12 protein-coding genes are annotated in these 12,473 nt (G+C 72.9%); 4 read left to right on the top strand and 8 right to left on the bottom strand.

All coding sequences use genetic code 11. The features are described 5' to 3' along the window. Window positions 1-100: 100 nt before the first annotated feature. The 7 genes from pheT to infC all read right to left on the bottom strand — a co-directional run bounded on the left by pheT (window position 101) and on the right by infC (window position 7,797). Entirely contained in the window at window positions 101-2,602 is a 2,502-nt protein-coding gene (pheT, locus tag ACZ47G_RS20585) for a phenylalanine--tRNA ligase subunit beta (RefSeq protein ID WP_465744598.1), read from the bottom strand. Continuing rightward, on the bottom strand, window positions 2,602-3,723 hold the full coding sequence (gene pheS, locus ACZ47G_RS20580) for a phenylalanine--tRNA ligase subunit alpha (RefSeq protein WP_465744595.1): 1,122 nt from the start codon (window positions 3,721-3,723) through the stop codon (window positions 2,602-2,604). Before pheS ends, pheT begins: the two co-directional genes overlap by 1 nt. 254 nt (window positions 3,724-3,977) lie before the next feature. Then, the gene (locus ACZ47G_RS20575; RefSeq protein ID WP_465744593.1) at window positions 3,978-5,081 is read right to left on the bottom strand and encodes a sensor histidine kinase; all 1,104 of its coding nucleotides are present in this window, start codon (window positions 5,079-5,081) and stop codon (window positions 3,978-3,980) included. 149 nt (window positions 5,082-5,230) lie between these two features. Further along, the gene (locus ACZ47G_RS20570) at window positions 5,231-6,097 is read right to left on the bottom strand and encodes a TrmH family RNA methyltransferase (RefSeq protein WP_465744591.1); all 867 of its coding nucleotides are present in this window, start codon (window positions 6,095-6,097) and stop codon (window positions 5,231-5,233) included. 105 nt (window positions 6,098-6,202) lie between these two features. Next, on the bottom strand, window positions 6,203-6,598 hold the full coding sequence (rplT, locus tag ACZ47G_RS20565; protein ID WP_030055649.1) for a 50S ribosomal protein L20: 396 nt from the start codon (window positions 6,596-6,598) through the stop codon (window positions 6,203-6,205). A gap of 107 nt (window positions 6,599-6,705) precedes the next feature. Next, window positions 6,706-6,900, bottom strand: coding sequence for a 50S ribosomal protein L35 (gene rpmI, locus ACZ47G_RS20560; RefSeq protein WP_030055648.1), 195 nt, complete (start codon window positions 6,898-6,900; stop codon window positions 6,706-6,708). A 141-nt stretch (window positions 6,901-7,041) separates the two neighbouring features. After that, window positions 7,042-7,797, bottom strand: coding sequence for a translation initiation factor IF-3 (gene infC / locus ACZ47G_RS20555; RefSeq protein WP_465744831.1), 756 nt, complete (start codon window positions 7,795-7,797; stop codon window positions 7,042-7,044). Window positions 7,798-8,278: 481 nt separating this feature from the next. Here infC and ACZ47G_RS20550 point away from each other — a divergent pair, with 481 nt between their 5' ends. Beyond that, window positions 8,279-8,656: a DUF1844 domain-containing protein gene (locus ACZ47G_RS20550; RefSeq protein WP_360230223.1), complete on the top strand. Its 378-nt coding sequence runs from the start codon at window positions 8,279-8,281 to the stop codon at window positions 8,654-8,656. Window positions 8,657-8,717: 61 nt separating this feature from the next. Here the strand turns inward: ACZ47G_RS20550 and ACZ47G_RS20545 are convergent, their stop codons facing one another. Next, the gene (locus ACZ47G_RS20545) at window positions 8,718-9,491 is read right to left on the bottom strand and encodes an SseB family protein (RefSeq protein WP_465744589.1); all 774 of its coding nucleotides are present in this window, start codon (window positions 9,489-9,491) and stop codon (window positions 8,718-8,720) included. Between the two features lie 101 nt (window positions 9,492-9,592). Here ACZ47G_RS20545 and ACZ47G_RS20540 point away from each other — a divergent pair, with 101 nt between their 5' ends. The 3 genes from ACZ47G_RS20540 to ACZ47G_RS20530 all read left to right on the top strand — a co-directional run bounded on the left by ACZ47G_RS20540 (window position 9,593) and on the right by ACZ47G_RS20530 (window position 12,442). Continuing rightward, window positions 9,593-10,804: an alanine racemase gene (locus tag ACZ47G_RS20540; RefSeq protein ID WP_465744587.1), complete on the top strand. Its 1,212-nt coding sequence runs from the start codon at window positions 9,593-9,595 to the stop codon at window positions 10,802-10,804. A gap of 59 nt (window positions 10,805-10,863) precedes the next feature. After that, the gene (locus ACZ47G_RS20535; RefSeq protein WP_465744585.1) at window positions 10,864-11,274 is read left to right on the top strand and encodes a hypothetical protein; all 411 of its coding nucleotides are present in this window, start codon (window positions 10,864-10,866) and stop codon (window positions 11,272-11,274) included. A 247-nt stretch (window positions 11,275-11,521) separates the two neighbouring features. Beyond that, window positions 11,522-12,442: a lytic polysaccharide monooxygenase auxiliary activity family 9 protein gene (locus ACZ47G_RS20530; RefSeq protein WP_465744583.1), complete on the top strand. Its 921-nt coding sequence runs from the start codon at window positions 11,522-11,524 to the stop codon at window positions 12,440-12,442. Window positions 12,443-12,473: the final 31 nt, after the last annotated feature.

Below are 12,473 nucleotides of genomic sequence, written 5' to 3'. Positions count from 1 at the left end.
GGAAAGGGCGGGGAAGGGCCGGGAAGGGCCGGGAAGGAACGCCGAAGGGCCCCACCCCCGCCTCGCGGCAGGGGTGGGGCCCTCTCCGGGCGCTACGGGATCAGGCGCCGCGCAGCACCGCGCCGGTGCGGCTGACGGCCTCGGCGACGGCCGCCTCGCGGGCGGCGGTGGCCTCGTCGGCGGTCAGGGTGCGGTCGGCGGCGCGGAAGCGCAGCGCGTACGCCAGCGACTTCTTGCCCTCGCCGACCTGCTCACCGGTGAACACGTCGAACAGCCGGATGGCCTCCAGCAGTTCGCCCGCGCCCGAACGCAGCGCGGCCTCGACCTCGGCGGCCGGGACGGCGGTGTCGACGATCAGCGCGACGTCCTGGGTGGCCACCGGGAAGCCGGAGACCGCCGGGCCGTCGACCTTCCGCGAGCCGTCGGCCGTCAGCAGGTCGATGTCGAGCTCCATCGCCGCCGAACGGGCCGGCAGGCCGAGCGCCTTGACCACGCGGGGGTGCAGCTCACCGGCGTGGCCGACCACCCGGTCGGTGCCGGCGACCACCAGCTCGGCGCAGCGGCCCGGGTGCCAGGGCGCCAACTGGCCCTGGCGCACGGTCAGCTCGACGCCGGCCGCACGGGCCACCGTACGGGCCGCCTCGATCGCGTCCGCCCAGGAGGCCTGGTCGCCCTTGCCCCACCAGCCGGAGGGCAGCCGCTCGCCCGCGAGGGCGACGGCGACCCGGCGCGGCTGGTCCGGCAGCGCGGCGTCCAGCGCGGCCAGCTCCGCGTCGCTCGGCCGGCGGTCGACGGCCGGGCGCGGGGCCACGGTCAGCTCGTCCTTCGGCAGGAACACGGTGCCGGTCTCGAAGATCGCCAGGTCGGTGTTGCCCCGGCCGATGTTGCGGCGCAGTGCGCCGAGCAGGCCCGGCAGCATGGTGGTGCGCAGCGACGGTTCCTCGTCGTTGAGCGGGTTCACCAGCGTGACGGTCCGGCGGCGGCGGTCCTCCGGCTCCAGGCCGAGCGCCTCGAAGGCGGCCTCGCCGAGGAACGGGTAGTTGTTGACCTCGACGTAGCCGGCCCCGGCCAGCGCCACCCCGATCCGGCGGTGGACGCGCTGGGCCTCGGTCAGGCCCTTGCCCGGCGGGACGTTGGGCATCCGGGCGGGGACGTTGTCGTAGCCCTCCAGCCGGATGACCTCCTCGGCGAGGTCGTACGGGTCGGTGAGGTCAGGCCGCCAGGCCGGCGGGGTGACCTCCAGGACGTCGGAGCCCGCGACCGAGCAGCCGACCTCCTGCAGGCGCCGGGTGACGGTCTCGCGGCCGTACGCCGTGCCGGCCACCCGGTCCGGCAGGTCGGCGGCGATGGTGATGGTGCGCACCGGGTGCGGGGCCGCGATGTCGGTGACCCCGGCCTCGGCGGTGCCGCCGGCGATCAGCACCAGCAGGTCGACGGCGCGCTGCGCGGCGGCGCGGGCGGCCTCCGGGTCGACGCCGCGCTCGAAGCGCTTGGACGCCTCGGAGGGCAGCTTGTGCCGCTTGGCGGTGCGGGCGATGGAGACCGGGTCGAAGTGCGCGGCCTCGATGATCACCTCGGTGGTGCCCGGACCGGCGGCCGGGTCGAGGATCTCGGTGGAGGCGCCGCCCATGACCCCGGCCAGGCCGATCGGGCCGCTGGCGTCGCAGATCAGCAGGTCCTCGGCGGCGAGCTTGCGCTCGACGCCGTCCAGGGTGGTGAGGGTCTCGCCCTCGGCCGCCCGGCGGACCGTGATCGGGCCGCTCACGCGCTGCTTGTCGTAGGCGTGCAGCGGCTGGCCGACCTCCAGCATCACGTAGTTGGTGATGTCGACGGTCAGCGAGATCGGGCGGATGCCCGACTTCTGGAGGCGGCGCTGCAGCCAGATCGGCGACTTGGCGGTCGGGTCGACGCCGATGACCGTGCGGGCCACGAAGCGGTCGCAGCCGGCCGGGTCGTTGACCTTGACCAGGTAGCCGAAGGAGTTGGCCGGCGGCACGTCGAGCAGCGCCGGGTCGGCCAGCGGCAGCCCGTACGCGGCGGCGGCCTCGCGGGCCACGCCGCGCATCGACAGGCAGTAGCCGCGGTCCGGGGTGACGGCGATGTCCAGCACCTCGTCGACCAGCTGGAGCAGCTCGATGGCGTCGGTGCCGGGCTCGTACTCGGGCGGGAGCACGATGATGCCGTTGTGGTCGTCGCCCATGCCCAGCTCGCGGGCGGAGCAGATCATGCCGGCCGAGGTGTGGCCGTAGGTCTTGCGGGCCGCGATCGGGAACGGGCCGGGCAGCACGGCGCCCGGGAGCACGACCACGACCTTGTCGCCGACGGCGAAGTTGGTCGCGCCGCAGACGATCTCCTGCGGCTCACCGGTGCCGTTGGCGTCGCCGACGTTGACGAAGCAGTGCCGGATCGGCTTCTTGAAGCCGGACAGCTCCTCGATGGAGAGCACCTCGCCGACCACCAGGGGGCCCTTGAGGTCGGTGCCGAGCTGCTCGACGGTCTCGACCTCCAGGCCGGCCCGGACCAGGCGCTCGGCCACGTCGCGGCCGGTCTCACCGGCCGGAAGGTCGACGTACTCGCGCAGCCAGGAAAGCGGGACGCGCATCAGATCTCCATCCCGAACGGGAGGGTGAAGCGGACGTCACCCTCGACCATGTCGCGCATGTCGGCGACGTTGTGACGATTCATCAGGATCCGCTCCAGGCCCAGGCCGAAGGCGAACCCGCTGTAGCGGTTCGGGTCCACGCCGCAGGCGACCAGCACCCGGGGGTTGACCACGCCGCAGCCGCCGAGCTCGATCCAGCCCTCGGAGGAGCAGGTGCGGCACGGGCGGTCCGGGTTGCCGACGCTCTCGCCGCGGCACACGAAGCACTGCAGGTCGATCTCGGCGCTCGGCTCGGTGAACGGGAAGTACGAGGGGCGCCAGCGCAGCTCCAGGCCGCCGCCGATCAGCTTCTCGACCAGCACCTCGATGGTGCCCTTGAGGTCGGCGAAGGTGATGCCCTCGTCGACGGCGAGGCCCTCGACCTGGCGGAACACCGGGGTGTGGGTGGCGTCCAGCTCGTCCGTCCGGTAGACCCGGCCGGGGCAGACCACGTAGACCGGGGGCTCACGGTGGAGCAGGGTGCGGGCCTGGACCGGGGAGGTCTGGGTGCGCAGCACCACGCCGGAGTCGGCGGAGCCGTCCGGGGCCTGGACGAAGAAGGTGTCTTGCATCGAGCGGGCCGGGTGGTCCGGGCCCAGGTTGAGGGCGTCGAAGTTCAGCCACTCGGCCTCGACCTCGGGGCCCTCCGCGACCTGGTAGCCCATCGCGACGAAGGTGTCCTCGATGCGCTCGGCCAGCGTGGTCAGCGGGTGCCGGGCGCCGCGCGGGGCGCGGTCGTACGGCAGGGTGACGTCCACCGCCTCCTCGACCAGCACGCGGGCGTCCCGCTCCGCCTCCAGCTCGGCCTGCCGCTTGGCGAGCGCCTGGTTGACGGCGCCGCGGGCCTGGCCGATCAGCTTGCCGGCGGCGGCCTTGGCGTGCGGCGGAAGGGCGCCGATCTCGCGGTTGGCGAGGGAGAGCGCGGAGCGGTCGCCGGTGTGGGCGACCTTGGCCTGCTTCAGCTCGTCCAGGGAACCGGCGGCGGCGAAGGCGGCGATCGCCGCGTCCCGCGCCTGCTCCACCACCTCGGGCTTGAGTGCCTCGACCTCGACAGGGTCGTACGACTTGTTGGGTGCCGACATCTCTATCTTCCCGTGCTCCTGCTCGTCCGTACTCAGGTGTGTGGGCTCGCCTTCGCGTCACGCCCGGCGGGGCCGGGGCGCGGGCAGCCGGTCTCCGTGCTGACGGGGAGGGTGTCCGCGGCACAGCCGCACAGGGCGTTGCGCAACGCCAAAGGTCGAGTGTAGTCGCAGCGCGTAGCGCGGCTGCCGTCAAGCCCGTCCGGACCCCGACTCCAGCGCGTCCACAGCGTGCTGTGTCAGTCGCTCATGCTCCTTCAGAGCATGAAGTCGGGCACCCCGGCGGGCAGGATAAATCGGAACCGGGCCCCGCCGCCGGGCGCGCGGTCGACCCGGATGGAACCGCCGTGGGCCTCCACGATGCCCTTGACGATGTAGAGCCCGAGGCCGGTGCCACCGCGCTTGGAGCCCCGCCAGAAGCGGGTGAAGACGCGCGGCATCGACTCCTCGGGGATGCCGCTGCCTTCGTCGCTCACGGTGACCGCTGTGCCTTCCACGATGCGGGGCGGGGTGCCGGAGCGCTCCCAGACGGGCGCCTCGACGACCTCCTTGGCCGGTGCCACCTCGATGGTGACAGTTCCCTCGCCGTGCCGCACCGCGTTTTCCAGCAGGTTGGCGAGCACCTGGTCGACCTTGTCCGGGTCCGCCCACAGCACGGTGAGCGGCTCGGTGATCCGGATGTCGAAGCGCTCCTCGGGGATGCCGGTGGCCACCTTGCGCTCGACGTGCCGGCGCACCGCGGCCGCCAGGTCGACCACCTGCTTGCGCAGCTCCAGCCGTCCGGCGTCGATCCGGGAGATGTCCAGCAGCTCGGCGATCAGCCGGGTGACCCGGTCGGCGTCGGCGTCCACCGTCTCCAGCATCAGCCGCTTCTGCCCGTCGGTGAACCGCTCCCACTTGGCCAGCAGCGTCGCCGTGAAGCCCTTGACGCTGGTCAGCGGGGAGCGCAGCTCGTGCGCGACGGTGGCGATCAGCTCGGCGTGGCTGCGCTCGGTGCGGCGCCGGGCCTCGGTGCCGCGCACGGCGACCACCAGGCGCTCCAGCTGCCCCTGCGGCACCGCCCGGACGTACCGGGCGGAGACCAGCACCTCACGCCCGCCGGGCAGCAGCAGATTGCGCTCGGGCTGGCCGGTGCGGATCGCCAGGCCGCCGTACGGGTCGGTCAGCTGCCACCAGCGGCGGCCGTCCAGGTCCTCCAGCGGCAGGACGTCCTCCAGCGCGAGACCGAGCGCGGCCGCCGGGAGCACGCCGGTGAGCCGGGCCGCGGCCCGGTTGAAGCAGACCACCCGGCCCAGCGCGTCGGCGACCACCAAGCCGTCCGGCAGGTCGTCCGGGTCGAGCTCGGGTCCGCTGCCGACCATGGGTTGCCTCCCCGATTACCCACCGTGCCGTTCCCCCCACCGAGGCAGACCCTAGCGCCTCGCAGGCCCCCGCAGTAGGGCTTGCAGCGTGAGAACGCGGCGCGCCCGGGGCGTGTCCTGCGGGTTCTCGCCGGATCAGGGCCCCGGCGTCAGCCGTTCGAGCGGCAGCCGCCGGGCGAACGCTGGGCCCGGGCGGAGGCGTACAGGCAGACGGCCGCGGCGGTGGCCAGGTTGAGGCTCTCCGCGTGGCCGTGGATCGGTACCCGCACGACCTCGTCGGTGAGCGCGCGGGTCTCCTCCGGGAGCCCCCAGGCCTCGTTGCCGAACAGCCATGCGCCGGGCGCACCGAGGGTGCCCTCGTCGAGCTCCCGGTCCAGGTCGCGCTCCCCCGCCCCGTCCGCGGCGAGCACCCGGATGCCGGCCGCGCGCAGCTGACCGACCGCCTCCTCGACCGGCACGCCGACCGCCACCGGCAGGTGGAACAGGCTGCCCACGGAGGCCCGGACGGCCTTCGGGTTGTACAGGTCCACCGAGGCGTCGGTGAGCACCACGGCGTCCGCGCCGGCGGCGTCGGCGGTGCGCAGCACGGTGCCGGCGTTGCCGGGGTCGCGCACGTGGGCGAGGATCGCCACCAGCTTGGGCCGGGCCGCGAGCACCTCGGCGAACGGGGTGTCGATGAAGCGGCAGAGCGCCACGATGCCCTGCGGGGTCACGGTGTCGCAGATGTCGGCGATCACCTCGTCGGTGGCGGTCAGCACCGGCAGCCCCTCGGCCAGGGCGGCCTCGACGATGTCCGCGTGCCGCTCGGCGGCCTCCAGGCCCACGTACACCTCGACCACGGCGTGCTCGGCCGTCCCCGGCAGCTTGCCGAACCCGATGGCCTCCCGGACGGCCTGCGGGCCCTCGGCCAGGAAGCGGCGCTCCTTGGTGCGCTGGTTCCGCTTGGCGAGCCGGCGGGCGGCGACGACGCGCGGCGAGCGCAGGGAGGTGAGCAGGGGGGTCTCGGTGCTCGGCATGGTCTCGTTCTCTGGAGGCACTGGGAGGGCACGGGGGACGGAAAGCAGAACCGGACCCGCAGGAGAGCCTGCGGGTCCGGTCAGAGCTCAACCGATCTCGGAAGATCAGGCGGCGTCGGCGGCGGCCTTCGGGGCGTTCACGTCGGCCGGCAGCGCCTTCTGGGCCACCTCGACCAGGGAGGCGAACGCACCCGGGTCGTTGACGGCCAGGTCGGCCAGCATCTTGCGGTCGATCTCGACGCTGGCGGCCTTCAGGCCCTGCACGAAGCGGTTGTAGGTGATGCCGTTGGCACGGGCCGCAGCGTTGATGCGCTGGATCCACAGCTGACGGAAGTCGCCCTTGCGCTTCTTGCGGTCGTTGAAGTTGTAGACCAGCGAGTGGGTGACCTGCTCCTTGGCCTTGCGGTACAGGCGCGAGCGCTGGCCACGGTAGCCGCTGGCGCGCTCCAGGATGACCCGGCGCTTCTTGTGGGCGTTGACTGCCCGCTTGACGCGTGCCACTTGATTACTCCTTGGGTTGGACCACGGACTACTTCACGTGGTCCGTCATTCGAATGGGTCGGGAAGGATCAGCTGCCCCGCACGGCTCGCGCCGGGCGGGAGGGCGATCACTTGCCGAGAAGCTTCTTGATCTTCTTGGCGTCAGCGGGGGCCAGCTCGACGGTCCCGGCCAGCTTGCGGGTCAGCGTCGAGGGCTTGTGCTCCAGGAGGTGGCGGCGGCCGGCGCGCTCGCGCAGCACCTTGCCAGAGCCACTGATCTTGAAGCGCTTGCTGGCGCCACTGTGCGTCTTCTGCTTCGGCATTTCGCCGTATCTCCTCGTCAGTCCCGTCCACGCCCGCGCGACCTGCGCCGCGCGGGCGTGAACTGGATGGATCTGTGGTGACCGGGCGGGGCGCCCCGTCACCCTGGGGGCCGACCCCCGGACTGCCGTGAGCCTTGCGGCTCAGGCGCCCTGGGAAGCGGCCGGCTGCTCGACCGGGGCCTCGGCCTCGGCGGCCGGCGCCTCGACCGGGGCGTCCTGCGCCTCGGTCTCGGCGTCGTCGGCCACCAGGTCCTCGTCCTCGGTGACCAGGTCCTCGTCCACCGCGTCGTCATCCGCGAGGTCGGCGTCGGAGCCGGGGGTCCGGCCCAGTCGCTCGGCCTTGCGGGCGTCCGCGAGGGCGCGGGCCTCGGCCATCGCCTCGGTCTTCTTCTTGTGCGGGCCAAGAACCATGATCATGTTTCGGCCGTCCTGCTTCGGCGAGGACTCGACGAAGCCCAGGTCCTGGACGTCGTCGGCGAGCCGCTGCAGCAGACGGAAGCCCAGCTCGGGGCGGGACTGCTCACGACCGCGGAACATGATCGTGATCTTGACCTTGTCGCCCTGCTTGAGGAACCGAACGACGTGACCCTTCTTGGTGTCATAGTCGTGCGGGTCGATCTTCGGCCGGAGCTTCATCTCCTTGATGACCGTGTGCGCCTGGTTCTTGCGCGCCTCACGGGCCTTCATGGCCGACTCGTACTTGAACTTGCCGTAGTCCATGAGCTTGCACACCGGCGGCCGGGCGGTCGCCGCGACCTCGACCAGGTCGAGGTCGTACTCCTGTGCGAGCTCCAGCGCCTTGGCAAGCGGCACGATGCCGACCTGCTCGCCGCTGGGACCGACAAGTCGCACCTCAGGGACGCGAATCCGGTCGTTGATGCGGGGCTCGGTGCTGATGGGGCCTCCTCGGTTGCACCTTCTGCGATGCGGCCGTCGGACGGCGGTCGCACGTAGTGGACTCGACCACTGGGCGGGGCTTCATTCGTGCTGCGCTGCCCGATGCCTCTCGGCACCGCGTGCACCGCGACACGAAAAAAGCCCCGCTCGGTACAAGCGGGGCTCCACACAACCGGGGGCGGCATCCGGTGAGGGACGCTGCGGGCGACTCGGCGCCTCGGCGCCCGTCGCGGACCGGGACCCGTCGACCGTGAAGTCGATCAGGTGGGAGACTTTCGCGGTTGCCCTCTCGGGCCTCCTCGCAGTGGAGCCTCCACTTGCTGGCCAGGTGCCCATGAGGGATCCCGGCCGGTCAGTCTCGAAGCTTACAGCGTCGCGCTGTCGAACGCTATTCCGCCCCGGCGCACTGCCTTCCCGGCGGCTTCCGGGCCCCTTGTACGCTCCAACCTGTACCCACACCGCACGACGGAACGAGCCCCTCTTGAGCAGCGAGCCCACCCAGACCCCCGGCACGGACGACGACGCGATCGGCTTCGACGACCTCACCCGCGACATCGCCGAGGTCCCGGCCGTCGAGGTGATCACCACCGTCGCGGTGCACCTGATGAGCGCCGCCGCGGTCAAGTGCGGCCTGGCCGAGGGCGGCGAGAAGGACAAGGACCTGGACGAGGCCCGCAAGCTGATCACCGCGCTCGCCGGACTGGTCACGGCCGGCGCCCCGGAGATCAGCAACTTCCACGCGGCCCCGCTGCGCGACGGGCTGCGCTCACTGCAGCTGGCCTTCCGCGAGGCCTCCCTGGTGCCGGACGCGCCGGGCACCGGGCCGGGCGAGAAGTTCACCGGGCCGGTCTACAGCTGAGACCGATCCGACCGGGGCCCGCAGGTACGAGATTTCGTACCTGCGGGCCCCTTCGTCGTTCCTACCGCCGGTACAGCGGCTCCCCCGGCAGCTGGGCACTCTCCGGCAGCACCGCGAGGTCCAGCCCCCGGTCCAGCCGCACCCGCAGCACCGGGTCCCCGGCCACCGCCCGGCCGACCCGCTGCGCGGCCTCCTGCAGCCCCGACTGGTCCAGCGCCGGGTCGAAGACCACGGCGAGCACCCCGTCCGAGTCCTCCGACGGCGCCAGCAGCCCGCTGAGCACCTGCGGCTCGGCCGCCAGCAGCACCCGGACCGCCTCCCGCACCTCCGGGTCCCGCACCGGCGGCAGGTAGGGGCGGTTCTCCGCCAGGGCCCGCAGCCGGGCGCCGCTCAGCAGGAACGGCACCGGCCCGGCCGGGTCGATCAGCAGCGTGTCGGCGCGCTCGGAGAAGGCGACCATCGCGGCCTGCGGGGCCGCCGTCGGCGCCGGGCGGGCGTCGGCCCGCCAGCGGGTGAGCGCCTCCAGGGACGTGAAGGCCGGCAGCGCGCGGCGCCCGTCCGGGGCCTCCAGCACCGGCACGGCCATGTCGCTGCTCTTGTCGTGCCGGTGCCCGTGCTCGTCCACCTCGACCTCGCCGAGGATCGCCACGATCGGGACCATCAGCCGGGTCGGGGTCAGCGCCGCCAGCACCTCGGGCTCCACCGCACGGTCCTGCGACCAGCGGGCGAGGGCCTCGGCGAGCGCCCGGTCCGCCGTGCCGTCGTCGTCGGAGAAGCCGGGGTTCGGGATGCTCTTGCCGACGAACGCCGGGTTGGGGAAGTCTTCGCGGTCCACCCGGCCGACCCTATGCCACCGGTCGGCGCCGGCCGCATTTCCCCGCACGACTACCCGCACGACCTCTACCCACCGGTAGCGCGCTGTGGCAGCCTGCGCGCATGGTCATCCTCGTTGCGCGCACCCCTGTCACGGACCGGCACCGGTACGACCGGGCCACCGCCCACCTGGACGGGCCGGTGGCCGTCGTGGACCTCGACGCCTTCGACGCCAACGCCGCCGACCTGGTGCGCCGGGCGGGCGGCAAGCCGATCCGGGTGGCCAGCAAGTCGCTGCGCTGCCGGGCCCTGCTGGACCGGGCGCTGGCCATGGACGGCTTCCTCGGGGTGATGAGCTTCACCCTGGACGAGTCGCTCTGGCTGGCCCGTACGGGCGTGCGCGACGTCCTGCTCGCCTACCCCTCCACCGACCGCGCCGGATACGCCGAACTGACCGGGGACCAGGAGCTCGCCGCCCGGGTCACCGTCGTGCTGGACGACCCGGCCCAGCTGGACCTGATCGACAAGGCCCGCACCGGTGACGCCGAGGTGCGGGTCTGCCTGGAACTGGACACCGCGCTGCACCTGTTCGGCGGGAAGGTCCGGGTCGGCGCCCGGCGCTCGCCGCTGCGCACCCCGGAGGAGCTCGGCGCCTTCGCCGAACTCGTCCAGCGCCGCCGGGGCTTCCGGGTGGTCGGCCTGATGGCGTACGAGGGGCACGTCGCCGGGGTGGGCGACCGGGTGCCCGGGCGACCGCTGCGCTCCCAGCTGGTCCGGCTGATGCAGAACAAGGCCCGGACCGAACTGGCCGAGCGACGCGCCGCGGTGGTGCGGCGGCTGCGGCAGGTGGCCGAGCTGGAGTTCGTCAACGGCGGCGGCACCGGCAGCGTGGAGTCCACCGCGGCCGAGCGGGCCGTCACCGAGGTCGCGGCCGGATCCGGGCTGTACCAGCCGCAGCTGTTCGACAACTACCGGGTGTTCCGCGGCCGTCCGGCCGCACTGTTCGGCCAGCCGGTGGTGCGCCGCCCCGGCGTCGGGGTGGTCACCGTGCTCGGCGGCGGCTACCCGGCCTCCGGCCCGGTCGGACCGGACCGCTCGCCGATGCCGTACCTGCCGCCGGGGCTGCAGTACGACCCGATGGAGGGCGCGGGCGAGGTGCAGACCCCGCTGCTCGGCCCGGCCGCCGACGACCTGCTGATCGGCGACCGGGTCTGGTTCCGGCACGCCAAGGCGGGCGAGCTGTGCGAGCGCTTCGCCGAACTGCACCTGATCGAGGGGGACCGGATCGTCCGAACCGTCCCCACCTACCGGGGTGAGGGGAAGACGTTCCTCTGACGATTCGTCCGGCTCTGCCCTACCGTGGTGCCGGGCACGACCAACCACGAGGGGGCGCCATGGAAGCGGAGATCGTACAGCAGATGGTGACGTCGGGGGCCTCGTCGCTGGCCGGGCTGATGGCCACCGCGGCCTGGGAGCAGGTCAGTTCACGCGTCGCCCGGATGTTCGGCCGCGGCGAGGAGGACGAGGCGACGAGCGCCGATCTGGAGGTGATCCGGGCCGAGGTGGTGGAGGCCGGCGACGACGAGGACGCGCTGGCCGACCAGACGGCCGTACTGCGCACCCGTCTGCGCCGACTGTTCCGCGAGCACCCGGAGGCGGCGAACGAACTCCGGGAGATCCTGGCCGAGTTCATGCCGAACGCACCCGCCCAGACGTCCACCGTGATCCGCAACAGCTTCAAGGACAACACAGTCCACGGCAACGTCGTCCAGAGCGGCACGATCACCGGCGACGTGAACTTCTGAGTCCGACCTTTCCGGAGCCTTAAGCGGGCCCGATGGAACACCTAACCACGGTGTCCCGTCGGGCCTTTGCGCTGCTCGGAAGGCTACAGTCCGTCAACAACCGCACCACTCCCGGCTATTGCCTTCTGGTCCAGACCAATCCTACGCTCTGGCCGGGGCCCGCGATCCGGGCCGGCGGCCCCGAACGGGCAGGCGTGTCCGCTCCCCCCACACCCGCCCGGAACGACGGTCAAGGAGTCCCCACCCCATGTCCATCAAGCGAACTGCCCTGTCCGTCGGCGTGGTCGGCGCCGCCGTCCTCGCGATGGCCGCGACCACCGCCGGCACCGCCAGTGCCCACGGCACCATGACCGGCCCGGTCAGCCGGATCGCCGCCTGCTACGCCGAGGGCCCCGAGCACCCGGTGTCCCAGGTGTGCAAGGACCTCGTCGCCGCGAGCGGCACCCAGCCGCTGTACGACTGGAACGAGGTCAACATCGCCAACGCCAACGGCAACCACCAGGCGCTGATCCCGGACGGCAAGCTCTGCTCGGCCAACCGCGACAAGTACGCGGCCCTGGACTGGCCGCGCACCGACTGGCCGGCCACCCCGGTCAGCGCGGGCAGCTTCACCTTCCAGTTCCGCACCACCGCGCCGCACGTCGGCACCCAGACCGTCTACATCACCAAGCCGAGCTACGACCCCACCAAGCCGCTGAAGTGGTCGGACCTCGACCCGACCCCGGTCGCCCAGGTGCAGGTCGACCGCACCGCCGTCAACGGGTACTACACCTACCCGGGCACCCTGCCGCAGCGCACCGGCCGCCAGCTGCTCTACATGATCTGGCAGCGCAGCGACAGCCCGGAGGCGTTCTACAGCTGCTCCGACGTCGACTTCGGCAAGGCCACCACGGCCGGCGCCCCGGCGGTCTCCTCGCTCGCCGCCCCGGCCGCGCCCAGCGACGCCCAGATCGCGGCCGACGCCCCCAGGTCCACGGTCGCCCACCACGGGCACGGCGGGGATCCGAACGCCCCGGCCGGCCAGCCGATCCCGACCACCTCCGCCGCCGTGGCCGGCACCTCCGCCACCGGTCCGCTGCTGCTCGCCGGCGCCGCCGCGCTCGGCGTCGGCTGGGCGGGCATGGTGCTCCGGCGCCGTCGTGTCGAGGCTGTTCGACGCGACTCCTGACGCCGGACGACGCGGGGCCGGGCCGGCCCAC

The organism is Kitasatospora sp. NPDC030952, assembly GCF_055571335.1.
The sequence above is the reverse complement of the archived record's forward strand: the minus strand, read 5'-3'. Positions and strand labels throughout refer to the sequence as shown.

Excerpts from the sequence above, each read along its gene's own strand:
- pheT (WP_465744598.1), bottom strand. The coding sequence starts at position 2,602 with ATGCGCGTCCCGCTTTCCTGGCTGCGCGAGTACGTCGACCTTCCGGCC.
- pheS (WP_465744595.1), bottom strand. The coding sequence starts at position 3,723 with ATGTCGGCACCCAACAAGTCGTACGACCCTGTCGAGGTCGAGGCACTC.
- ACZ47G_RS20575 (WP_465744593.1), bottom strand. The coding sequence starts at position 5,081 with ATGGTCGGCAGCGGACCCGAGCTCGACCCGGACGACCTGCCGGACGGC.
- ACZ47G_RS20570 (WP_465744591.1), bottom strand. The coding sequence starts at position 6,097 with ATGCCGAGCACCGAGACCCCCCTGCTCACCTCCCTGCGCTCGCCGCGC.
- rpmI (WP_030055648.1), bottom strand. The coding sequence starts at position 6,900 with ATGCCGAAGCAGAAGACGCACAGTGGCGCCAGCAAGCGCTTCAAGATC.
- ACZ47G_RS20540 (WP_465744587.1), top strand. The coding sequence starts at position 9,593 with ATGGTCATCCTCGTTGCGCGCACCCCTGTCACGGACCGGCACCGGTAC.
- ACZ47G_RS20535 (WP_465744585.1), top strand. The coding sequence starts at position 10,864 with ATGGAAGCGGAGATCGTACAGCAGATGGTGACGTCGGGGGCCTCGTCG.
- ACZ47G_RS20530 (WP_465744583.1), top strand. The coding sequence starts at position 11,522 with ATGTCCATCAAGCGAACTGCCCTGTCCGTCGGCGTGGTCGGCGCCGCC.